The sequence below is a fragment of the Agrobacterium sp. CCNWLW32 genome, assembly GCF_037083425.1.
Lineage (GTDB): Bacteria > Pseudomonadota > Alphaproteobacteria > Rhizobiales > Rhizobiaceae > Agrobacterium > Agrobacterium radiobacter.
Map to the genome: position 1 here is coordinate 390,328 of NZ_JBAOJM010000004.1, position 21,811 is coordinate 412,138.

The 21,811-nt window shown below is 59.6% G+C and carries 18 protein-coding genes and 2 tRNA genes; 1 reads left to right on the forward strand and 19 read right to left on the reverse strand.

Annotation, left to right across the window (positions count from 1 at the left end; translation table 11 throughout):
• Positions 1-67: 67 nt before the first annotated feature.
• From V6R85_RS12220 to V6R85_RS12235, 4 genes are all read right to left on the reverse strand, one after another.
• Positions 68-256: a Trm112 family protein gene (locus V6R85_RS12220; protein WP_003506270.1), complete on the reverse strand. Its 189-nt coding sequence runs from the start codon at positions 254-256 to the stop codon at positions 68-70.
• A gap of 10 nt (positions 257-266) precedes the next feature.
• Positions 267-938, reverse strand: coding sequence for an LON peptidase substrate-binding domain-containing protein (locus V6R85_RS12225; protein WP_003506267.1), 672 nt, complete (start codon positions 936-938; stop codon positions 267-269).
• 68 nt (positions 939-1,006) lie between these two features.
• Positions 1,007-1,975, reverse strand: a complete 969-nt coding sequence (trxA, locus tag V6R85_RS12230; protein WP_111781992.1) for a thioredoxin — start codon at positions 1,973-1,975, stop codon at positions 1,007-1,009.
• A gap of 54 nt (positions 1,976-2,029) precedes the next feature.
• Positions 2,030-2,539, reverse strand: coding sequence for a prolyl-tRNA synthetase associated domain-containing protein (locus V6R85_RS12235; RefSeq protein ID WP_111833926.1), 510 nt, complete (start codon positions 2,537-2,539; stop codon positions 2,030-2,032).
• Positions 2,540-2,792: 253 nt separating this feature from the next.
• On the opposite strand from V6R85_RS12235, the gene V6R85_RS12240 reads away from it, so the two are divergent.
• Positions 2,793-2,867: transfer RNA gene (locus tag V6R85_RS12240), tRNA-Gly, on the forward strand.
• Positions 2,868-3,374: 507 nt separating this feature from the next.
• Here the strand turns inward: V6R85_RS12240 and V6R85_RS12245 are convergent.
• The 15 genes from V6R85_RS12245 to V6R85_RS12315 form a co-directional block, all read right to left on the reverse strand.
• On the reverse strand, positions 3,375-3,608 hold the full coding sequence (locus V6R85_RS12245) for a hypothetical protein (RefSeq protein WP_111834182.1): 234 nt from the start codon (positions 3,606-3,608) through the stop codon (positions 3,375-3,377).
• Positions 3,609-3,683: 75 nt separating this feature from the next.
• Positions 3,684-3,760: transfer RNA gene (locus tag V6R85_RS12250), tRNA-Met, on the reverse strand.
• Between the two features lie 135 nt (positions 3,761-3,895).
• The gene (gene mnmA / locus V6R85_RS12255) at positions 3,896-5,092 is read right to left on the reverse strand and encodes a tRNA 2-thiouridine(34) synthase MnmA (RefSeq protein ID WP_080864759.1); all 1,197 of its coding nucleotides are present in this window, start codon (positions 5,090-5,092) and stop codon (positions 3,896-3,898) included.
• A gap of 207 nt (positions 5,093-5,299) precedes the next feature.
• Positions 5,300-6,490: an OpgC family protein gene (locus V6R85_RS12260; protein ID WP_003506259.1), complete on the reverse strand. Its 1,191-nt coding sequence runs from the start codon at positions 6,488-6,490 to the stop codon at positions 5,300-5,302.
• Positions 6,491-6,979: 489 nt separating this feature from the next.
• Positions 6,980-8,056 carry a Tim44 domain-containing protein gene (locus V6R85_RS12265; RefSeq protein ID WP_003506258.1) on the reverse strand — a complete coding sequence of 359 codons (1,077 nt, stop codon included), beginning with the start codon at positions 8,054-8,056 and terminating at the stop codon, positions 6,980-6,982.
• Between the two features lie 222 nt (positions 8,057-8,278).
• A complete protein-coding gene (gene serA / locus V6R85_RS12270; protein ID WP_003506257.1) occupies positions 8,279-9,874 on the reverse strand; it encodes a phosphoglycerate dehydrogenase in 1,596 nt (531 codons plus the stop codon).
• An 83-nt stretch (positions 9,875-9,957) separates the two neighbouring features.
• The gene (locus V6R85_RS12275) at positions 9,958-11,136 is read right to left on the reverse strand and encodes a phosphoserine transaminase (protein ID WP_060723156.1); all 1,179 of its coding nucleotides are present in this window, start codon (positions 11,134-11,136) and stop codon (positions 9,958-9,960) included.
• A 212-nt stretch (positions 11,137-11,348) separates the two neighbouring features.
• Complete coding sequence (locus V6R85_RS12280; protein WP_020810728.1) at positions 11,349-12,194, reverse strand: outer membrane protein; 846 nt, start codon at positions 12,192-12,194, stop codon at positions 11,349-11,351.
• Positions 12,195-12,382: 188 nt separating this feature from the next.
• Positions 12,383-13,735, reverse strand: coding sequence for a phosphoglucosamine mutase (glmM, locus tag V6R85_RS12285; RefSeq protein ID WP_003506251.1), 1,353 nt, complete (start codon positions 13,733-13,735; stop codon positions 12,383-12,385).
• Between the two features lie 189 nt (positions 13,736-13,924).
• Positions 13,925-15,871, reverse strand: coding sequence for an ATP-dependent zinc metalloprotease FtsH (gene ftsH, locus V6R85_RS12290; protein WP_003506249.1), 1,947 nt, complete (start codon positions 15,869-15,871; stop codon positions 13,925-13,927).
• A 154-nt stretch (positions 15,872-16,025) separates the two neighbouring features.
• A complete protein-coding gene (gene tilS, locus V6R85_RS12295; RefSeq protein WP_336377058.1) occupies positions 16,026-17,363 on the reverse strand; it encodes a tRNA lysidine(34) synthetase TilS in 1,338 nt (445 codons plus the stop codon).
• Between the two features lie 27 nt (positions 17,364-17,390).
• Complete coding sequence (gene ybgF / locus V6R85_RS12300; RefSeq protein WP_003506245.1) at positions 17,391-18,410, reverse strand: tol-pal system protein YbgF; 1,020 nt, start codon at positions 18,408-18,410, stop codon at positions 17,391-17,393.
• Positions 18,411-18,568: 158 nt separating this feature from the next.
• A complete protein-coding gene (pal, locus tag V6R85_RS12305) occupies positions 18,569-19,102 on the reverse strand; it encodes a peptidoglycan-associated lipoprotein Pal (RefSeq protein ID WP_026364038.1) in 534 nt (177 codons plus the stop codon).
• Between the two features lie 210 nt (positions 19,103-19,312).
• Entirely contained in the window at positions 19,313-20,620 is a 1,308-nt protein-coding gene (gene tolB, locus V6R85_RS12310) for a Tol-Pal system beta propeller repeat protein TolB (RefSeq protein WP_003506242.1), read from the reverse strand.
• Positions 20,621-20,640: 20 nt separating this feature from the next.
• Complete coding sequence (locus V6R85_RS12315; protein WP_060723155.1) at positions 20,641-21,810, reverse strand: hypothetical protein; 1,170 nt, start codon at positions 21,808-21,810, stop codon at positions 20,641-20,643.
• Position 21,811 lies beyond the last annotated feature (1 nt).

Below are 21,811 nucleotides of genomic sequence, written 5' to 3' on the forward strand. Positions count from 1 at the left end.
CGCATGGTTGTCAACGCATCTTCGTCAATTCGCGACACGCAATGTGTGGAGGTGATAACCGGGGAGGTTAGTCTTCTATCTTGCGCGCTTCCGAAATCAGCATGATCGGCACGCCGTCGCGGATTGGATAAGCAAGTCTGGCGCTTTCGGAAATGAGCTCGTTACGGGCGCGATCATAGGAAAGACGCCCCTTCGTCAAAGGACAGACCAAAAGCTCCAGCAGCTTGGGGTCGACACTGCTCATCCTGTCGTCCATGGCGGCGATCCTATTGCAGCACGTTGCCGCCCTCACCCGATCCTTGCGCAAGAACGATCTCGGTGATGGCGATCAATGTTTCGGCTCGCGTCTTCAGATCAGGCGCTTCCAGCAGCGCCTGTTTTTCGGCGGGTCCAAATGGAGACATCATGGAAAGCGAATTGACGAGAACACGGTTGCCGGCCCTTTCAACGCTTTCCCAGTCGGCTTCCAGCTGGTTGGCATCCAGAAACGAGCGGAATACCCGCAGCAGGTTTTCACGATCCACGGCCTCCTCGTCGTATTCGCCCGAGAGATCGGCGATGAAAGGCGCATGCCGGAAGCTGCGATAGGGCTCGCCCACCCCAACCTCTTCCAGCAGGCGGAAACGGCACACACCGGTGAGCGAGATGATGTAACGGCCATCACCTGTTTCGGAAAAGGAGGTGATGCGGCCGAGGCATCCGACTGCGCTCAGAGGTCCGCCCTCAAGGCCGGACTCAATGACATGAAGGGCCGGCTGCACCATGCCGATGAGCCGGTGGCCCGCCAGTGCCGTGTCGATCATGGCAAGATATCGCGGCTCGAAAATATTGAGCGGGAGATGACCTTCCGGCAGCAGCAGGGCACCGGGAAGTGGAAATACCGGCACGGTTTCCGGCAGGTCGTCGTTCTTTACATATCTCGCATTTCCGACGTGCATGGGATCAAGCCCCCTGTTCACTGCTGCCCGGCCGGCGGAGCAACCGCCCTGGCCGGGATATGCCCGCATTACGAAAACAGTATCGCCGAAAGCTTCCGGCGGCCGGCAACGGTTGCCGGATCCTTGAAACCCCAGGCCTCGAAAAACTCCAGAAGCTGGCGGCGCGCGCCGTCATCGTCAAAGGTGCGGTCCTTGCGCATGATATAAAGCAGATGATCCGCCGCCTCGTCGCGTCGGCCCTGCGCGTTCAGCACCTTGGCAAGCTTCACCCGCACCTCGTGTTGATCGGGATCAAGTGCCAGCTCGCGCTCCAGCGCCACGGGGTCGCCGATCTTGCGGGCTTCCTCATATTGCGCGATCTTTTTCGAAACGAGTTGAATGCCCGCATCGTCATTGAGTTCCTGAGGCAGGGACGAGAGCAGCTCGCTGGCCCGCTCATATTGACCGACCGCGATCATGCATTCGGCGATACCGGCAATCGCTGCGGGATTTTCCGGATCGGCCTGCATGACGGCGCCGAAAAGCTGCGCTGCGCCGTTAAAATCGCCATCTGCCAGAAGCTGCTTCGCGTCGGTCAGAACGGCCTCGATCTCAGCCTTGGGATCGCCCGCGTCAGGTCCGGCAATCTTTTCGATGAACTGCTTGATCTGGCTTTCCGGAACGGCACCCATGAAGCCATCCACGGGCCGGCCGTCGGCAAAGGCGACGATTGCCGGAATCGACTGGATGCCGAGCTGGCCGGGAATGGACGGATGATCGTCAATGTTCAGCTTCACGAGCTTCACACGGCCATTCGCCTCGTTGATGACCTTCTCAAGCACCGGCGTCAGCTGCTTGCACGGGCCGCACCAGGGCGCCCAGAAGTCCACCAGAACCGGCTGGCGACGGGATTCTTCAAGAACGTCCTTGGAGAAGGCAGCCGTCGTCGTGTCCTTGATGTGGCCGGAGGCCGCACCGTTAAGCTCGCCATTGTGATGCGCGCTTGCGGTCATCTGCCCGCTATAGGAACCGCCGTAAGGATTATTGTCGCCGCTCATGCCGGTCTCCCGTAAACTTCTGTCATTTGTCTTATTTGAAGCAAAGATCGTATCTCACTCGCTGACTTTCAAGACAAGCGGCGCATGTCCGGTTGCCTCGAGAAAGCGAATGAGATCTTTGGACGCGATCGTTGTCGTCTGGTCATTGGAAAGCGGATGGCCGTTTACCAGCTCGTTTTCCAGAAGATCGCTGTCGAGCACGAAGGTGACCTGCCTGTCCGTGTCGTTGATGGCTCCGAACACCGTGACCGAACCCGGCACGACGCCCAGATATTCCAACATTTTTTCCGGCCTGCCGAAGGACACGCGGCTTGCCGCCCCGATGGTCTTGTGAACGCTTTTCAGGTCCACGGCCGCATTTTCCTCAACCGTCAGCACGAAATACTGATCCTTCTTGTCCTTTACAAAGAGGTTCTTTGTATGACCGCCCTGAATGAGGTCGCGCAGCGACTGGGATTCGGCGACGGTGAACACCGGCTCATGCTGTTTCGTGGTGTGGGAAATGCCAAGCCCGTCGAGAAACTCGAACAGTTCCGTTGCCGTCTTCTGGGAATTTTCCGCCATATCCTGCCGCCTGCCTCTGTCGATTCCGTTTTCCTTGTTTCCTGATTAAGGGGGCAACTGACGCTTGGCAACGCAGGAAAAAACAGCGAAATGAAAAATTCTCAATCATTTCCGCCGCTTGTCGCATTTCTCAAAGAAATTTTCGCGTTTTTGTCATTTCCCTGTTGCATTCCAGAATCGATTGAGCGATATAGCGCCCGTCGCCGCTTGGCGGCCCACGGTTCAGCGTACTACCCCGGACCGGTGGATTTGAGCGGGTGTAGCTCAGGGGTAGAGCACAACCTTGCCAAGGTTGGGGTCGAGGGTTCAAATCCCTTCGCCCGCTCCAAATTTCCCTAAAGATTGAATCCTCAGGAAGCACCATTGTTTCCGCACGCCGAATCTTTCCGGGCGATGCGGCCTCGAATACCTTGCCTTCACAGCTGTCCTGTCGGCACGACGCTGCGGAAATTATCCTGCAAGCGGAACTTATGCTGAAGATGTCCGTTTCAGACGCGAGGCTCCTAACCTCAGTTCCCCTCTGATTGCCCGCCTTGAGCGGGCATCTTTTTTTGCCGCCGCCGCCACCCGCGAAAATATCAGCATCAACCCTGGAACGGCTCATATGCGCCGGACGTTCTCCTGCGTTGATAAACCGGGGAAGAGCCATGTCCGCATATTTGAGAAGAATTCTTTTGACTGCCGCATTCGCCGTCCTGTCGATACCAACCACCTCGCTTGCCGCAGACATGATCGTTTATGGCCGCGAACAGGTTTCACCGCACAAGACACATTACCAACCGCGGGCCGTTGAAAAAATGGGCTGCACCGAAAACCTGGTGTCCTACCGCTCCCCTTACCAACGGCGCACGGAACTGGTTACGCTTTGCCATCCACCAATAAACTGGAGAACAGGGCCCTCCACCGCAACAATATGGTCGCCTTGATCTTGCCATAATTCATTCAATGTGCTTTTGTGCAGCCGCCCTTGTGGGAGGGGGTAGAGGTTGAGACCCGCTGGCTGCATTTTTGCAGTAAGCGGGTTTCCCTTTTTTGGGCGAAACTTGCCGGCAAACACCAAATGATCCATCGTTTTTCCCGCTCGGAAAAGCAACGAAACACGGGCGCAGAACGACGCGGTTTGAATTTTTCATATGAAGGAAAGTGGTAGCGGGAGAGGGACTTGAACCCCCGACACGCGGATTATGATTCCGCTGCTCTAACCACCTGAGCTACCCCGCCACAGTGGAAACGTGACAGTCATGTGACCGGCCGTTCCATCAGGATGAGCGGCTTATAAGGTGCGGCTCCCCAAAGTGTCAAGCGCAAGATGCGCAAAAAATTCGCTTTCCGCATCGCTGCAAAAAGCGAATGGTTTCAGGCGGCAACCGGCTTTTCCAGAAGCGCCTTGAGCGATGCCTCGGCTTCAACCGAGCGTTCCGACCGTTCGATGAAACCGCCGCCGTAAACGCGGGCATCGGCACCCGGCGCGGAATAAAGCACGCAGGCCTGCCCGGGCGCGACACCGGCCTCACCGGTCATCAGATCCACATAGATACCGTTTTCGTCCGCATGCAGCATCGCTTCGGTTGGTGGGCGGGTGGAGCGCACCTTGGCGAAACAGGCAAAGCCCTGCCCTGCGTCACTCGCCAGCTCGCCGTCGCCCAGCCAATTCATGTCGCGTAGATAGACACGACGGGTTTCCAGCGCCTCGCGCGGGCCGACGATGACCCGGCGGCCCCGCGCATCGAGATGCACGACATAGAGCGGCTCCCCGGTCGCCACACCGATACCACGGCGCTGGCCGATCGTATAATGCACGATGCCATCGTGGCGGCCGAGCACGCGGCCGTCGAGATGGACGATGTCGCCCGCCAATGCCGCATTCGGCTTCAGCTTGTTGATGATATCGGTATATTTGCCCTGCGGCACGAAACAGATGTCCTGGCTGTCGGCCTTCTTGGCGACGACAAGCCCCATCTCTTCCGCCAGCGCCCGCGTTTCGGCCTTGGAGAGGCCGCCGAGCGGAAAGCGCAGATAATCGATCTGCTCCTGCGTTGTTGCGAACAGGAACCAACTCTGGTCACGGTCGCTGTCGATCGGCCGATAGAGCGCACGCCGCCCCGGCTGGCCGGCAACGGGATTGGGGCGCGACCGGATATAATGGCCGGTCGCCAGGGCATCCGCGCCCAGTTCCTGCGCGGTGGCAAGCAGATCGGCGAATTTCACCGTCTGGTTGCAGGCCACGCAGGGGATCGGCGTTTCGCCCATCGCATAAGCTTCGGCAAAGGGGTTGATCACGGTTTCACGGAATCGCGCTTCGTAATCCAGCACGTAGTGGGGGATACCGAGCGTTTCGCAGACCCTGCGTGCATCGTCGATATCCTGCCCGGCGCAACAGGAGCCGGCGCGGTGCACGGCGGCGCCGTGGTCGTAAAGCTGGAGGGTAATGCCGAGGACATCATAGCCCTCGCGCTTGAGGATACCGGCCACCACGGAAGAATCGACGCCACCGGACATGGCGACAACGATCCGGGTATCTTCCGGCCTCTTGTCAAAATCGAGCGTATTCACGTTTTTTCCCATCGTCAGTCATAACGGGGGTAAAGGCCCCGCCGCCTGTCGGTCATCCGCTGCGAGAAGCCATGGCCATCAACCGGGCCGTCCTGTCTCGCCGATCTGCGGATTTAAGGGCTGCATATAGAAAGGAATGGCCGCGCACGCAAGTACGGGGCGGAAAACCGCCCCGCAAAGCAATCAGATTCGGTCCGCGACGGGCTGTTAAGCGCCGGCAGTCTTCTGGCCGCTGCTGCCGAACCACTTGTCGCGCTCCCGCCACAGGGCCGGCAAGGCCAGCAATCCGATGGCCGTAAAAGCGATCAGCGTCTTGTTGAGCTGCGACAGTTCCGCCGTGCGGCCGTCGAGATAATAGACGCCGTAGACGATCGCCACATGCCAGACATAGACCTGCAGCGAATGGCGGCCGAGGAGTTGCAGGAACTTCAACGACAGCACCCAGATGACGCCTTCGGCGATGGAACGCACGAGCGGACGGTGGTGGTGCGGACCGGCAATCACCAGCCAGGTCAGGCCGACGCCAACCGCCAGGAAGTTGATGAGGTAAACCGGGCCGAAATCGGCGCGGATTTCCATGGTGGAGAACTTGCCCATCATGAATTCCGGCATCAGGCCCCAGGCGGTGGCGATGCGCAGCGGCATGAAGAACAGGCAGATGACAAGCGCTGCCTTTGGAAGCCATGTGTGCTGCGGCGAGAAGATCGCCTTCCACGGAATGCGGTTCTGCGCCGTCATCGCGCCCATCACCAGCGCCGAATAGAAAACGAGCTGCCAGCCAAGCAGGTTGAAGCTGACGCGGATACCCTGCTCGTCCGCACCCTTGACGAGTTCGTTGAGCGGCGTCGTCACGATCTGCTGAAGACCAAGCTGGCCCGCCATCCAGACCAGCAGGGAACCGGCCATGACATAGGCCCACTTGCCGTCAAGGCAGAGCTTAACGAGTACCGGCGCAAACAGCATGTAGACGATATACTGCGGCAGAATATCCATGAAGGTCGGCTGGAAAAGGAATGTCGCAATCGCCGCCAGACGCAGCGGATCGTCGAACGTCGTCATGCCCAGCCAGTTGTACCAGATATAGGGCGCATGCGGGATGACCATGCGGAAGAACAGCACGGCGATGACGAGACCCATCGCATAACGATAGAGCTCCATCGCTCGGTTCCAGATCATCTGTTTGCCGGCATCATAGCCATATTTCATCATCTTGCGCGCATAGACCATGCCGATCAGCAGGCCGGACAGGAAGACGAAGCCCTGCGCGTCCTCGACAAAGGCAAACTGCCGGTGATTGATTTCCACCAGCCAGAAGCCGCCGGCAAACACCAGATGGTTGATCAGCATGAAGACGAGGAAGTAACCACGCATCCCGTCGATCAGGTCGAAGCGTTTCATCTCGATAGCTCTCCGTTCTCGCAGGGCCTGCATTGCCCGGCCACCCAGCCCGGCTTGCGGGAGGCGGGCCGGGAATTGGATTGTCAACGCTGTTTTGCGCCTGTGGTTCCCTTCCCAAAGCGGTTTAGAACCGGCGCGAAAAGTCACATTGACGTGTATGCTTTCTGGTTAGGATGCAGGGACTGAATGCCGGATGAATGAAAAAAGGCAATTCCGTGAAGCGGTCGAGCCATGCACCGGCGACATGCCACGACAAACAGGGATCAAAGCCCTGCATAGCAGGGTGAAGCGGAAATTGCAGCCAATGATCGGCGGAGATATCACCCGTTAGATTTATCAATCGTTTTTTTGCCCTGCCGCGTCTGCCCAGGGCAAGGAGTATCCGGGACGAATTTCAGGACGGTCGACGTCTTTGCGTCCTGATAAACAAAAGCCCGGAGGTTCGTGAGCCTCCGGGCCATTTCGTTCGATAAAACTCGGGCTGTTGCCTCAGGCGGCGGCCTGAATGGCGGCGACCTGCCAGTTATCGTTGCCGGGGCGACGGACGAAGGTCCACATCTCGACCGCTTCGGACGGATGCTGTTCATCGCCTTCGACTACCTTGCCGGACGTGCGGTCACGCATCACGTCGATGGCGGAGTAACGCATCGCAACCGTTGCGTAATCCTGCCCTTCTTCGTGCCAGGCTTCGGCGACATCGCCCTGCAGCAGCGTCACGTCGCGCACGTCGTTTTTCACACCGCTGGTCGCGTTGTCGCTCAGTTCTTCCGCGAGATAGGACATGGCTTCCGGCGTCGTCAGCTTGCGCAGCGTGCCGTAATCCTCGGCCGCATAGGCAGCCTGCACATCTTCCAGCATTTTCTGGAAGGTTTCGAGGTCACCCTGCGTGATACCGATTTCATCGCCTTCCGAGATGGCATTGGCGTGGGGCACGGGCTTTGCCGTTGCCGCAGTAGCAGCCGCAGCACCACCCGCAGCACCGGCCAGAGCACCAATCTTCGGAATCTTGAACGAGGATGCGGAAGGACCCGCCTGCGAACCGCCATTATAGGAGGAACTTGAATGATCCGTGCGCTGCGAACCGCCGGCCGAGCCATAAGCGGGCTGACCCTGACGGCGCGATGCGAAGAAACGCATGGCGAGCATAACGAGGAGGCCGATCAGCGCCACCTGCAGCAGCATGCCGAAGAAACCGGCCATGCCACCAAAGCCACCGCCGAGAAGCATGCCGAACAGGCCGCCCATCAACAGGCCGCCCATCAAACCACCCATCATGCCGCCGAACAGGCCGCGATTTTGCTGCGGCGCCTGCGCACCGGGACGGGCCGGCTGAGCAGCGCTCGGTGCTGCCTGATTAGTATTGGGCGTCATGCTGCGGTTGATCGGCGCGGTCTGGCCGGGTGCCGTGCTGGTCGAAGGCGGAGCCGAATAGGTGCGCGTGCCGCGGCTGCCGAAACCACCGCTGGCGCGGCGTGCTTCTGCCATATCAACAGCTACGAAAGACACCGCGATACCAAGCGCGGCGACTGCGAACAAACCCTTGAAGCGCCGAAAGGCAGCAAACATCGTTATCTCCTGTTGGCCGCCCTCCCATGAGCGGCATCTCAGCAGGCGATATAGCAACTCATGATCATCATTTTTAGACCACTCGGCTTAAATTTTTTGTGATATGCAACCGAGGCGCGAGACCGGCGCGGATTGCCATAAAATGGGCAACTGGAGAAACAAAAACCGGCGCAGGGTTGCCCCTGCACCGGTCCTTATTGTCCCCTTGGGAGGAACGATAGATCAGTCGACGTTAAACGTCAGCGGCTTGACCTGGCGGATGGCCGGGTTGGCGCGCAGCTTGTCCAGCACCTCTTCGGAAACCGGGCCGTCAACATAGAGCAGCGCGATGGCGTCGCCGCCTTCCTTTTCACGGCCGAGCTGGAAGTTGGCGATGTTAACGCCAGCTTCGCCGAGCGTGGTGCCCATGAAGCCGATCATGCCGGGAACGTCGGTGTTGGTGATGTAGATCATGTGCGATCCGACATCCGCATCCATGTTGATGTTCTTGATCTGGATGAAGCGCGGCTTGCCATCCGAGAACACCGTGCCGGCAACCGAGCGTATCTGGTTTTCGGTCTTGACCGTCAGCTTGATGTAACCGTCGTAAACACCGGTCTTGTCGCGCTTGACTTCAGAAAGGATGATGCCCTTTTCCTTGATCATGACCGGGGCCGAAACCATGTTCACATCCGCAACCTGGCTGCGGATCAGGCCGGCCAGAAGGGCGCTGGTCAGCGCCTTGGTGTTCATGTTGGCGGTTGCGCCATCATAAAGGATTTCGATTTCCTTGGTGGCGCTTTCCTGCACCTGACCGACGAAGGAGCCGAGAACATCCGCCAGACGGATGAAAGGCTTCAGGCGCGGTGCTTCCTCAGCCGTGATCGACGGCATGTTGATGGCGTTGGAGACGGCACCCTTGACCAGATAATCCGACATCTGCTCGGCAACCTGAAGAGCGACGTTTTCCTGTGCTTCCGTGGTCGAAGCGCCGAGATGCGGCGTGCAGACGACGTTTGGCAGGCCGAAAAGCGGGCTTTCGGTGGCGGGTTCGACTTCGAACACGTCAAAACCGGCGCCGGCGACATGGCCGGACTTGATGGCTTCGGCAAGAGCCGCTTCATCCACCAGACCGCCACGGGCGCAGTTGACGATACGCACGCCCTTCTTGGTCTTGGCAAGGTTTTCGGCATTGAGGATGCCGCGCGTCTTGTCAGTCATCGGCACATGCAGGGTGATGAAATCGGCCTGCGCCAGCAGTTCGTCGAGCTCAACCTTGGTGACGCCCATTTCCTGCGCGCGCTCCGGCGACAGGAAGGGGTCGTAGGCCAGAACATGCATCTTGAGACCAAGCGCACGCGAGCAGACGATGGAGCCGATATTGCCGGCGCCGATGACGCCGAGCGTCTTGCCGGTGATTTCGACACCCATGAATTTCGACTTTTCCCACTTGCCGGCCTGCGTAGAGCTGTCGGCGGCCGGAAGCTGGCGCGCAACGGCAAACATCAGCGCGATGGCATGTTCCGCAGTCGTGATGGAGTTGCCGAACGGCGTGTTCATGACGATGATACCGCGGCGCGAGGCGGCCGGAATATCGACATTGTCGACGCCGATGCCGGCGCGGCCGATGACCTTGAGGTTGGTTGCCGCCTCGATCAGCTTTTCGGTCGCCTTGGTGGCGGAACGAATGGCCAGACCATCGTAATTGCCGATGATTTCGGCAAGTTTGTCCTTGTCCTTGCCGAGCTTCGGCTGGAAATCGACTTCGACGCCACGATCACGGAAAATCTGGACGGCGGTTTCCGACAGTTCGTCGGATACGAGTACGCGAGGTGCCATGGTTCACGGGCTCCTTGAAAAGCGGTGCAGTTTTGAAAACGGGGAATGTGCGGCCCTGCATCAGCGCAGGGCCGGTATCAAAATCAGGCGGCAGCCTTGGAAAGTGCTGCCTTCTGCGTCTGGTAAGCCCAGGCGAGCCAGGGCATGACGGCTTCCATATCGGCCGTCTCGATGGTCGCGCCGGCCCAGATGCGCAGACCGGACGGTGCGTCGCGGTAAGCGCCGATATCGAGGGCGACATTTTCCTTTTCGAGCAGGGCGACGACGCCCTTGGCGAAATCGGCCTGTGCGGCGGCATCCAGCGCCTGCACCTCGGGATCAACGATCTTCAGGCAGACGGAGGTGTTGGAGCGGGTTTCCGGCTTGACGGCCAGGTTGGCGATCCAGTTGTTCTTCTCAATGAAGTCGTAGATGACCTTGGCATTGGCGTCGGCACGGCCGATCAGCGCCTTCAGGCCACCGAGGTTCTTCGCCCACAGCAGAGCGTCGATATAGTCCTCAACGCAGAGCATGGACGGCGTGTTGATGGTTTCGCCGGTGAATATGCCTTCGATGAGCTTGCCGCCGGAGACCATGCGGAAGATTTTCGGAAGCGGCCATGCCGGCGCGTAGCTCAGCAGGCGCTCGACGGCGCGGGGCGAAAGAATGATGACGCCATGGCCGCCCTCGCCGCCCAGAACCTTCTGCCAGGAGAAGGTGACGACGTCGAGTTTAGTAAAGTCCATGTCCTGCGCGAAGGCCGCCGAGGTGGCGTCGCAGATGGTCAGGCCCTTACGGTCGGCAGGGATGAAGTCGGCATTGGGAACGCGAACGCCAGAGGTGGTGCCGTTCCAGGTGAAGACGACGTCACGGTCGAAATCGACTTCGGCGAGATTCGGCAGCAGACCGTAATCGGCCTCGAACTTGCGCACGTCCTTCAGCTTAAGCTGCTTGATGACGTCGGTAACCCAGCCAGCGCCGAAGCTTTCCCAGGCGAGCATGTCAACGCCGCGTTCGCCCAGCAGCGACCAGAGCGCCATTTCAACAGCGCCGGTGTCGGATGCGGGAACAATGCCGATACGATAATCGGCAGGAACATCAAGAATTTCACGGGTGAGATCAATGGCCTGCTTCAGCTTGGCTTTGCCAACCTTGGCGCGATGCGAGCGACCGAGCGGCGCATCGGAGAGAGCATCTAGCGACCAACCGGGACGCTTCGAGCAGGGACCAGAGGAAAAATGCGTATTGCCCGGACGCACGTCCGGCTTCACTATATCTGTCATTTAACTACCCTTTCAGATAGGCGCCTCTCGTTAGGGAGAGGTGTCCTGACGCCGTTGCTATTCCTGTCGCCGATCCCAGTCAAGCGGAATATGTCGCTGCGCAGAAGAATTTTGGTCCATATGCGTCATGCGCGGTGTCCGATGCCGGTAAAACAAAACCGCCCGCACCCGGAGGATGCGGACGGTCTGAAAGTACCAGCGGTGCGTGACGTTTATTTATAAACGGCAGGCTGCAGCGGAATATCAGCGGGCGGCATGTATTGCGCAGTGTCGCAGCCATTGAAGACATAACGGCCGCCGACGCGCACTTCATGCGAATAGAGGCCCTTGTCACGGCCCGGACCGCCGCCATTCTCATAAGCGAACATATCGCCCTTGTTGATGTGGCGGAAACGGTAGCCGATATCGGCCTTCAGGTTACAGGTGACGTCAATGGACGCACCGGCCATCAGAGCGTAGGCAAAGCGCCACTTGCCCTTGCCGCCATGTTCGGTGGTCGGGTCGCAGTAGCCGGATCCGTCCGTTGCACAGGACGTGTTACGCAGCTTATCCCATTTCACATAGGATGCGCCGATACCGCCACCCACGTAAGGCGTGACGCGGCCATAAGTGCCAAGATCGACATAGGCATTTGCCATCAGCGTGTAGGCCCTCAGCGCACTCAGGTCCGTCGAGACGCAGTCAGCACCGTTGCCGCAATAGCCACGAGTAGAGCCACGGAAATCCGACTTGCCCATGTAGTCGAAGGTTAAGTCGCTACGGAAATAGTTGTTGAACTGATAACCGACGCCGGCGCCGATGATGTAGCTGTCCTTGATCTTCGCGGTTTCGAAATCCGCGAGATAGCCACCCGGGCCACCCTGATAATAATGGGCGCCGCGCAGCTTGTTGAAGGAATAACCGACATCGCCGCGCAGATACCAGCCACTCGCCTGGGTGATCGCGACCTCGGGGGCCTCGACATAGGCCGGCGCGGGCTCGGCTTGATAAAGATCGGCAGCGATAGCGCTGGTACCGGTCAGCAGGACGGCCAGAAATCCGGCCAGGGCGTTTTTCATGACTTCCACTCCAGAAGAGGCACGTGCGGTTTCGGCAGCAGATGCCAGTGAACTGTTCAGTCATGGAGATTGACATAAAATGGTTAAGTCCCGATTAACCACGATCATTCACTATATTTATTAGCATACAGTCAAAGAAAAAGCCGGCTGGGCAGCCGGCTTTGTTAGGACATTACTGACGCCTCGGCTCACGCGGCCGAGCGAGCATTGGCAATGACGCCGACGAGATCGTTGACGATCTGCTCCACCTGCGCGCTGTCATCGCCTTCCGCCATGACGCGGATCAGCGGCTCGGTGCCGGAGGGGCGGATGACGAGGCGGCCATTATTGGCCAATGCGCTTTCCGCATCCGCAATCGCCTGCTGCACAACAGGATTTTCCAGCGGCTTGCCGCCGGAGATACGCACGTTCTTCAAAAGCTGCGGCACCGGCTCAAACTTGCGGCAGACTTCGCTGACCGTGAGGCCGGAGCGCTTGACCTTGGCGAGAACCTGCAATGCCGCGACGAGGCCATCGCCCGTCGTGCCATAGTCCGACAGCACGATATGGCCGGACTGTTCACCGCCGACGTTGAAATTGTGGTTGCGCATGTGCTCGACGACATAACGGTCGCCCACCTTGGTGCGGGCAAGAGTGAGGCCCTTGTCGCCGAGGAAGCGTTCCAGCCCGAGATTGGACATGACAGTCGCGACGATGCCGCCGCCGCGCAGCGTGTTGTCGGCAGCCCAGCTATCAGCGATGACAGCCATCAGCTGGTCACCATCGACGATCTCGCCGCGCTCATCGACGATGATGACACGGTCCGCATCGCCGTCGAGAGCAATGCCGATATCAGCCCGTACTTCATGCACCTTCTTCTGCAGAGCTTCCGGATGGGTGGAGCCACATTCGAGATTGATGTTGATGCCGTTCGGCTCATTGCCGATCGTGACGACTTCCGCACCGAGTTCCCAGAGCGCAGCGGGTGCGACCTTGTAGGCAGCACCATTGGCGCAGTCGATCGCGATCCGAAGCCCGCTCAGCGTCACATCGCGCGGCAGGGTGCGTTTGACGAATTCGATATAACGATAGATGTCACCATCCACGCGCTTGGCGCGGCCGATCTCGCTCGGCTTGGCGAGCTGGGCGTAGATATCCTTGTCGAGAAGGTCCTCGATCTCCAGCTCCAGCTCGTCGGAGAGCTTGTATCCGTCAGGTCCGAAAAGCTTGATGCCGTTATCGGAGAAGGGATTGTGCGAAGCCGAGATCATCACGCCGATATCGGCGCGCAGCGACCGGGTCAGCATGGCAACGGCGGGCGTCGGGATGGGGCCGAGCAGGAAGACATCAAGGCCGGCGGCGGTGAAACCGGCAACCAGTGCGTTCTCCAGCATATAGCCGGAAAGCCGCGTATCCTTGCCGATGACCACGCGATGACGATGATGGCCCCGGCGGAAGATCGTTCCAACGGCAATGCCCACACGCATCGCCAGATCAGGCGTCATGGGGAATACGTTCGATTGTCCGCGGATACCATCGGTTCCGAAATAACGGCGTGCCATTTGAACTCCAAATCTTTCGGGCATTCCGGCAAAAGCTGAAAACAGCCGGAAGCGTTTTTGGCTAGATGCCACAAACCACGATAAACAGCACGTAAATTACCGCAAAAATGGCTTATATCTTGTTACCAAAATGAAAAGGCCACCCGGAAACCCGGATGGCCTTTTACAATTTCTAACATGCGCGGACGATCAATGCGGCTGCGGCTCCATGCCGCCTTCGGCCTCACCGTCACCCTTTGCTTCGCTCGGGCCGTCCTTCTTGGCGCCGGCTTTCGGCACCGCCGAACCACGGCTGCCCGGAGAATCGTCACCCAGATCGCGCGCCGGCTTCTCACCCCTCAGCAGCGCCTTGATCTCGTCGCCCGTCAGGGTTTCGTATTCGAGAAGACCCTCGGCAATTGCGACAAAGCCATCGTGGTTATCCGTGAGGATACGCCGTGCCTCGGTATAGGCCTCGTCGATCAGACGTCGGACTTCGGTGTCGATCGTCTGCGCTGTCGCCTCGGAGACGTTCTTCGACTGAGAGACGGAATGGCCAAGGAACACTTCCTGCTGGTTTTCACCATAGGCCACCTGGCCGAGAGCGTCGGAGAAGCCCCATTGCGTGACCATGGCGCGGGCAAGCTTGGTGGCCTGCTCGATATCCGAAGACGCGCCTGACGTGATGTTCTCCTTGCCGAAGGTCAATTCCTCGGCAACGCGGCCACCCATCATGATGACCAGGCGCGACACCATCCACTTGTAGCTCATGGAATAGCGGTCGCCTTCCGGCAGCTGCATAACCATACCCAGTGCACGGCCGCGCGGAATGATCGTCGCCTTGTGCAACGGATCGGCCACGGCAACCTTCAGCGCGGTGATGGCATGGCCGGCTTCGTGATAGGCCGTCAGCTTCTTTTCGGCCTCGGTCATGGCGGAGGAGCGGCGCTCCGCGCCCATCATGATCTTGTCCTTGGCGTCCTCGAATTCCTGCATGGTGACCACTCGCTTGTTGCGGCGGGCAGCCATCAGGGCGGCTTCGTTGACGAGGTTCATGAGGTCCGCACCGGAAAAACCGGGAGTGCCGCGGGCCAGAATCTTGAGATCGACATTCGGCGCCAGCGGCACGTTGCGGATATGCACCTTGAGGATGCGCTCGCGGCCGACGATATCAGGGTTCGGCACGACGACCTGACGGTCGAAACGGCCTGGACGCAGAAGTGCGGGGTCAAGAACATCGGGACGGTTGGTGGCAGCGATGAGGATGATGCCTTCATTCGCCTCGAAACCGTCCATCTCGACCAGCAGCTGGTTCAGTGTCTGCTCGCGCTCGTCGTTACCGCCGCCAAGACCGGCGCCGCGATGGCGGCCGACAGCGTCGATTTCGTCGATGAAGATGATGCAGGGTGCATTCTTCTTAGCCTGCTCGAACATGTCACGCACGCGGCTTGCGCCGACGCCGACGAACATTTCCACGAAGTCCGAACCGGAAATGGTGAAGAACGGCACATTGGCTTCGCCGGCGACGGAACGCGCCAGAAGCGTCTTACCGGTACCCGGAGGGCCAACAAGCAGCACGCCGCGCGGAATCTTGCCGCCGAGGCGCTGGAACTTCTGCGGATCGCGCAGGAATTCCACGATTTCCTCGAGGTCCTGCTTGGCTTCGTCCACACCTGCGACGTCATCAAACGTCACGCGGCCATGCGCTTCCGTCAGAAGCTTGGCCTTGGACTTGCCAAAGCCCATCGCGCCACGGGAACCGCCCTGCATCTGCCGCATGAAGAACAGCCAGACGCCGAGAATGAGGAACATCGGCAGAAGCGTGCCGAGATAGCTCAGAAAACCGGAGGAACCATCGCTTTCGGGACGCGCGACGATGGTGACGTTCTTGCTCTGCAAGCGCTCCATCAGGCTGTCGTCGATGACGGGGGAGTAGGTCTGAAAGGCCGTGCCGTTTTCGGTATAGGTTCCGAGAACCCGGTTACCGGTGACGGTCACGTCGCGAACTCGCCCGGAATCCACATCGCGAAGAAACTGGGAGTACGGGATTTCCCGCGAGCCCGTTTGCGTCGGCGAGGTCTGGAACATGCTGAACAGCGCGATCAGCAAGAGGGCGATCACGGCCCACAAGGCGAAATTTCTGAAATTTGGGTTCATCGAACTCCCCGAACTCACACGGGCATATCTGCTGCCCGCTATTATGTGCCCCTAACATAAGGACGACATCCGCCGTTGCCAAGGCAAAGCGCGTTATCTGATGCGTTTTGGTGTAAAAACTCTTCCATGGCAATTCACGAAAAAGAGGCCGGATTTAAACCGGTGGCTGTGGATAGGCCGTCCGTCCGAATAAATTGGCGATTGCATTTGCCAACTCAAGGTCGAAGCGCGGCAGGAAAAGATCGAAAGGTGCAAGCCTCGGCGTGATGGTGACGGCCTGCGGCATGGAAACCTCCCCTTCGGACGCTGCGGCAATTTGCGGCAGACCCACCATCGCCGGTTTTGTCACCCCTGATGGCACCGACGGAAAATGCGCGGCCATTTCCACGGCATCACCAACCCTGCCCGCTTTGACAAGGATTGGAAAAGCCGATCCATTCTTCACAAGGAAACGATCGTCCCACAGCCCTTGCTGATGCGCGCCGACATGAAGCTCCGGCAGGTTTCGCTGCTCGCGCAACAAATAAAGGCCATCCCGCCGCCGATCGAGAAGAACACGGCCGACTGTCATTCGCCCGTTTTCACCCGTTTTGAGAAACCGCAAAACGCGCTCCATGCTGCTTGCGGCCGGAAAATATGCCCTTCCGCCAAGGGTGGCGATCAGCGCCGCCAACCCGTGCCGGAACTCGGGAAGATCGGGATTGACGGCATCGTCGGCCAGTCTGGCGAGAGCAGCATGGAAAATCTGCGTGTGATCGCGCAGGAAAACGGCTGTTTTGTCGGAAAGCGCCCGTCTTTTGAAAGAGACCTCCGCATCGATCAACGCGGGGGAGACGGGAAGCACCTGCCGAACACGCACCCGCTCATATCTGATATTTTCATTGCTCGGATCGTCAAGCCACCCGCGCTCGCGGGACGATACATAGTCACGGATCGCCTGCCTCTCACACATCAGGAACGGCCGCATGACCCAGTAGCGGCTATCGTATAAAACCGCGTCCGCCATGCCGGATAGACCGAGATTATTACTGCCGCCGTTGCGGGCGGCGCGCATCGCCACGGTTTCACGCTGGTCGCCGATTGTATGCCCCGTCACGACAAGATCGGCGCCAGTCTCAAGGGCGACCTCGGCAATCAGGCGGTAGCGGGCAAGTCGGGAGGCTTCGGAAAGGCCGGAGGCCGGTTTGGCACCATCCCACCGGCGGGTAACGTGGGGGATGCCAAGTTCGGCGCAGAGCATGGCGACCTTGCACGCCTCATCGGCGGATTCCGCTCTCAGCGCATGGTCGACCGTGACGGCGGAAAGCCGCAAGCGGTCCTTACCCACTCCCGCCGTTGCCTCATGCAATGCCAGCAACAGGCCGGTGGAATCACTGCCGCCGGAGATTGCGACGAGGATATGGGCGGGGTTTTGTAGATTTCCGACAAAAAACTGTGCCGCCGCGAGCGGCGCAACTGTCTTTTCATTCGGAGTGCGGGCATCAACCGGCATGGAAATACCCGCAATGGCAGGGGAAAATCAGCAGCTCAGCCGTTTCTGTTCGCTGGCGACCTTGGTCAGCACGGTCTTCGAAGCATTGGGATAGCGCTTCGGCACCTCGCGCAGCGTGGCGCAGGCTGTTTCGGTATTGTCGAGAGCGGCGAGTGACATGCCGAGCTTCATCAGCATTTCCGGCGCTTTCGGAGACTTGCCATAGGCCTGATGGCCGTTCAGGAAGGTCTTGGCGGCCTCGTTGAACTTGCCCTGGGAATATTGCGCCTCGCCCAGCCAGAAGCTCGCATCGGCGGCCTTGGTGCCTTTGGGATAACCCTGCAGATATTGCTGGAAACCCTGTTCCGCCAGCTTGTAGTCACCGGAAAGGACATGGCCGTAGGCGGCCTGATAGATGTCGCCTTCGCTGGTCAGCGCCGCCGTGTTGACAGGATCGGTCTTGCGGGCGCTGTTGCCGGTGGTCACACCGGGAAGGTTGCCGGAGGAATTACTGGCGCCGGAATTGAGCGTGCCGCCAATCGGCATTCCCTTGGAATCAAGCTCGATCGAGCCGAGCGTCGTCTCTCCCGGTGCGCCTGTCGGAGCACTGGAGGGAGCAGAGGGAGAAACGGAAGCGCCACCCTCGGGTGGCGTTTCGATGATCGTTGCAACGTCGTCGGTCGGCGGCGAGGCCGGATTGACCGGACTGGCTTCCGCCTTCTTTTTCGGTGCAGCGGTCGGGCTTGCACCCTTGCCGCCGGCATTGCCGCCTTCCAGTTCCTGGAAGCGGAACTCGTTGTCTTCCTGCGCCTTGCGGATCGTTTCCTGCATCTGCAGAAGCTGGAAGCTCATTTCTTCGATACGGCCATTGAGCTGCCGGATCTGTTCTTCAAGCTGCTGAACCCGATAGGCTTCATTGGCCTGAACCCGGACGACCGGGAGCTGCTGTTGAGAGTTGATCGTGCCGAAGCTACCCCCCGCACCGAACAGCGGACCCGAAACGGCTGCGCCGCTCAAGCCGGTGCAGGCTGCAAGCCCCAGCATTCCCGCCACGACAAGTTTCTTCATCTCATTCGTCCTGCCTTAACTGATTTGCACCGGAATGGCGCAAGCCGGATTTTTTCCATATCAACCGAAAAAGCAACTTAACTTCGGCCAAACTATGAAAAAAACAAAAGGCGGCCCGAAGACCGCCTCCCATTCAAGATCACAATAACGTCAGGCAATCACATGCCCGCGCCACCGAGAACCGTCACGGCGCGGCGGTTCTGCGACCAGCAGGAAATGTCGTCGCAAACCGCGACCGGCTTTTCCTTGCCGTAGGAGATCGTCTTCATGCGGTTTGCCGGAACGCCCTGGGAAGCCAGGAAGTCGCGGGTTGCAGCCGCACGACGGGCGCCGAGCGCAAGGTTGTATTCACGCGTACCGCGTTCGTCGGCATGGCCTTCAACGGTGATGGCGTAGTTCGGATAACGGGCGAGCCACTGGGCCTGGCGCTGCAGGGTCTGCTGGGCGTCGGCGCGGATCGAGGTGGAGTCGGTGTCGAAGAAGATGCGGTCGCCGACGTTGACCGTGAAGTCCTGCTGGGAGCCCGGCGTTGCGGAGCCCGCGCCACCAAGGCCGAGTTCACCGGCGCTGTTCGGCATGTTCTTCTTGTTCGCGCAGCCTGCGAGAGCAAGCGCGAGCGTCATGGCGATGACAGCCGGGTTACGGGCCAGTTTCTGCATGGGGCTGAGTGCCGAAGTGTGTGTACGGCTCATCGCCGGTCTCTCCTTAGGATTTCAATAACGTTTCCGGACACTAACTGATCGCGGTTAATAGCCGGCAAACGCTTATGGTTAACAGAAAGGAAATGTCCCAGTTTTTTGCTCCCTCACAACACTTTGCGGCAAGAAAGAGGCACACTTCCCCATGGTATCAAGTAAAACATGATGGCGCCGGTTCATGCCGGCGCCATCATGACAGTCATATCAGTCCAGAAGCGGCGACCATGCCGGATCCGAAGCGAAGGTCGGCGTCTTGATGAGCTGTTCGTTATAGCCCGTCAGGTCGATCGAATAGAGCTGCGGACCACCGGCACCGGCGTTCTGGCGGAAGAACATCAGCACGCGGCCGTTCGGCGCCCAGGTCGGGCCTTCATTGTGGAACCCGCTGGTCAGAATGCGCTCGCCCGAACCGTCGGTCTTCATCACGCCGATCGAGAACTTGCCGCCCGACTGCTTGGTGAAGGCGATCAGATCGCCGCGCGGGGACCAGACCGGCGTGGAATAGGAACCATCACCGAAGGAGACGCGCTGCTGGCCGGAACCATCGGCATTCATGACGTAGATCTGCTGGCGGCCGCCGCGGTCGCTTTCGAAGGCGACACGCTGACCATCAGGCGAATAGGACGGCGCCGTATCGATCGCCGACGTATTGGTCAGCCGCGTCGTGGTGCGCGAGCGCAGGTCCATGGTGTAGATATTGGCATTGCCATCCTGCTGCAGGCTCATGATGACCTTCTGGCCATCAGGAGAGAAGCGCGGCGAGAACGTCATGCCGGGGAAGTTGCCGACCACTTCGCGCTGTCCGGTTTCCAGCTGCAGCAGGTAAACGCGCGGCTGCTGGCCTTCGAAGGACATGTAGGTCACTTCCTGACGGTTCGGCGAAAAACGCGGCGTCAGAACGATGTCGTTCGAGTTGGTAAGATTACGGACGTTGAAGCCGTCCTGATCCATGATCGAGAGCTGGCGCTTGCGGGCGGTTTTCGGGCCGCTTTCGGAGACGAAAACGACGCGGGTGTCGAAGTAACCCTTTTCACCGGTGACACGCTCATAGATCGCGTCGGCGATGATGTGGGCGACACGGCGCCAGTTTTCTGGCTGCGTGAAGAACTGCTGGCCGGTCATCTGCTGGCCTGCGAAAGTATCCCACAGGCGGAACTCGGCGCGCAGGCGGCCATCGCTTTCACGCGTGACACGGCCGGTCACGAGCGCCTGGGCGTTGATGACCTTCCAGTCCTCGAAACGCGGCTGCTGATCCGGATTGCTGATCTTTTCGATGAAGGCGTTCTTGTTGACCGGCGCGAAGAGACCGGAACGCTGCAGGTCGGCAGCGATGACCGCGGAAACCTGCGCACCGATACCATCGCTCGACATGAAGTCGGTGATGGCGATAGGCAGCGGCTCGACATTGCCCTTGTTGATGTTGATTTCCACCCGCGCAAAAGCCGGTGCGGAGAAAACCGACATGAGGGCCGCGACAGCGAGCACCAGCCGGATCGGCGAAAATATCTTCATGTTGCCAGGCCTTTCAGCATTCATAGCAATTCACTGGGATCGAAGTTCACGACGACTTCGTTCCATGCGTCATATTTATCGGCAGGAAGGTTCGTGAACGGAGCAGAACGCATGATGGCGCGATAGGCTCCGCCTGAAAGAGCGCGGCGCGTTCCTTCCGAACCGCCGGTTGCCTCGATCTCGGGCCGACCGATGATGGTTCCATCACGGTCAAGCTTCATGGTGACCCGGACGCGAACGTCCGAGGCATCCGCCATGCCGGGAATGATCTGCCAGTTTTTCTGGATTGCGCCGCGCAGCGCATCCATTTCCGTCTGGCTGAGTGTAGAGCCGCCGGTCGATTTCTTGCCGCCAAGGGCTGCCTGCTGGGTGGAGCGCTTGGCGCCGCCGCCCGAAGGCGCCTGCTTGTTCAAAAGCGCTGCAACATCGTCAGCGTTGAAATCGCTTTCCTTCGAAGAGGCGGATTTTGCAGTCTCCTGCTTCTTCTCACCCGGCTTCTTGTCGGAAGGCTTGTCGGTGGATTTCGCCTGATCCGGCTTGGTCTCGGCCGGTTTTTCCGCGGGCTTCTGCTCGGCGGGCTTGGTCTCGGCCTGCTTCGGCTCCTCCGGCTTCGGCGGCTCCGGGCGGGAATTCGGACGCGGCACGTTCTGCGGCACGGGAATTTCGGCCGGCTCCTGCGTTGCCGGCGGCGGCTCTTCGGCCTTGGTTTCCTGCGGCGGCGGTTCCGTCTTCGGCTGCGGCGCGATTTCAGGCTTGGTCTGCGGCAAGGCGGCCATTTCCTGCGGCTTGGGAGCCGAGGTTTCTTCCTTGACGATTTCCTTCACCTCGTTCGCCTTGGTATCGACGACCGGCTGCGGCTTCTCCTGCTTGGGCGGAGCCGCCGCGCTAATATTGTCGTTAGGCTTGGTGGTAGGCGTCGGGGGCGCGTCAAGATCGGCCGTGTTGTTGCCGACATTCTGGGCGTTCTCGATGATGTCAGGACGTGTGGTCGGAACAGGAGCGGACTTTTCGGCCTTCGGTGCCTTCTTGTCACCCTGCTGGATCTGGGTCAATTCCTCGATCGGCACCAGCTCGACAGGCAGGGCCTCGGCCTGCGACACGTCAAGCGGTTCCGGCGAGCCCAGGGAAACGAGGGCGAAAGCCAGAAGCGACGCGTGCACGATCGCGGATGTGGTAAGGCTGCCCTTCATC

Coding starts and splice junctions, on each gene's coding strand:
- V6R85_RS12245 (WP_111834182.1), bottom strand. CDS start 3,608: ATGGATCATTTGGTGTTTGCCGGCAAGTTTCGCCCAAAAAAGGGAAAC.
- tolB (WP_003506242.1), bottom strand. CDS start 20,620: ATGAAGATATTTTCGCCGATCCGGCTGGTGCTCGCTGTCGCGGCCCTC.
- pal (WP_026364038.1), bottom strand. CDS start 19,102: ATGAGCCGTACACACACTTCGGCACTCAGCCCCATGCAGAAACTGGCC.
- V6R85_RS12225 (WP_003506267.1), bottom strand. CDS start 938: ATGCACGTCGGAAATGCGAGATATGTAAAGAACGACGACCTGCCGGAA.
- ybgF (WP_003506245.1), bottom strand. CDS start 18,410: ATGAAGAAACTTGTCGTGGCGGGAATGCTGGGGCTTGCAGCCTGCACC.
- glmM (WP_003506251.1), bottom strand. CDS start 13,735: ATGGCACGCCGTTATTTCGGAACCGATGGTATCCGCGGACAATCGAAC.
- trxA (WP_111781992.1), bottom strand. CDS start 1,975: ATGAGCGGCGACAATAATCCTTACGGCGGTTCCTATAGCGGGCAGATG.
- V6R85_RS12280 (WP_020810728.1), bottom strand. CDS start 12,194: ATGAAAAACGCCCTGGCCGGATTTCTGGCCGTCCTGCTGACCGGTACC.
- V6R85_RS12220 (WP_003506270.1), bottom strand. CDS start 256: ATGGACGACAGGATGAGCAGTGTCGACCCCAAGCTGCTGGAGCTTTTG.
- V6R85_RS12265 (WP_003506258.1), bottom strand. CDS start 8,056: ATGTTTGCTGCCTTTCGGCGCTTCAAGGGTTTGTTCGCAGTCGCCGCG.
- ftsH (WP_003506249.1), bottom strand. CDS start 15,871: ATGAACCCAAATTTCAGAAATTTCGCCTTGTGGGCCGTGATCGCCCTC.
- serA (WP_003506257.1), bottom strand. CDS start 9,874: ATGGCACCTCGCGTACTCGTATCCGACGAACTGTCGGAAACCGCCGTC.
- tilS (WP_336377058.1), bottom strand. CDS start 17,363: ATGCCGGTTGATGCCCGCACTCCGAATGAAAAGACAGTTGCGCCGCTC.
- V6R85_RS12315 (WP_060723155.1), bottom strand. CDS start 21,810: ATGAAGGGCAGCCTTACCACATCCGCGATCGTGCACGCGTCGCTTCTG.
- V6R85_RS12275 (WP_060723156.1), bottom strand. CDS start 11,136: ATGACAGATATAGTGAAGCCGGACGTGCGTCCGGGCAATACGCATTTT.
- V6R85_RS12235 (WP_111833926.1), bottom strand. CDS start 2,539: ATGGCGGAAAATTCCCAGAAGACGGCAACGGAACTGTTCGAGTTTCTC.
- V6R85_RS12260 (WP_003506259.1), bottom strand. CDS start 6,490: ATGAAACGCTTCGACCTGATCGACGGGATGCGTGGTTACTTCCTCGTC.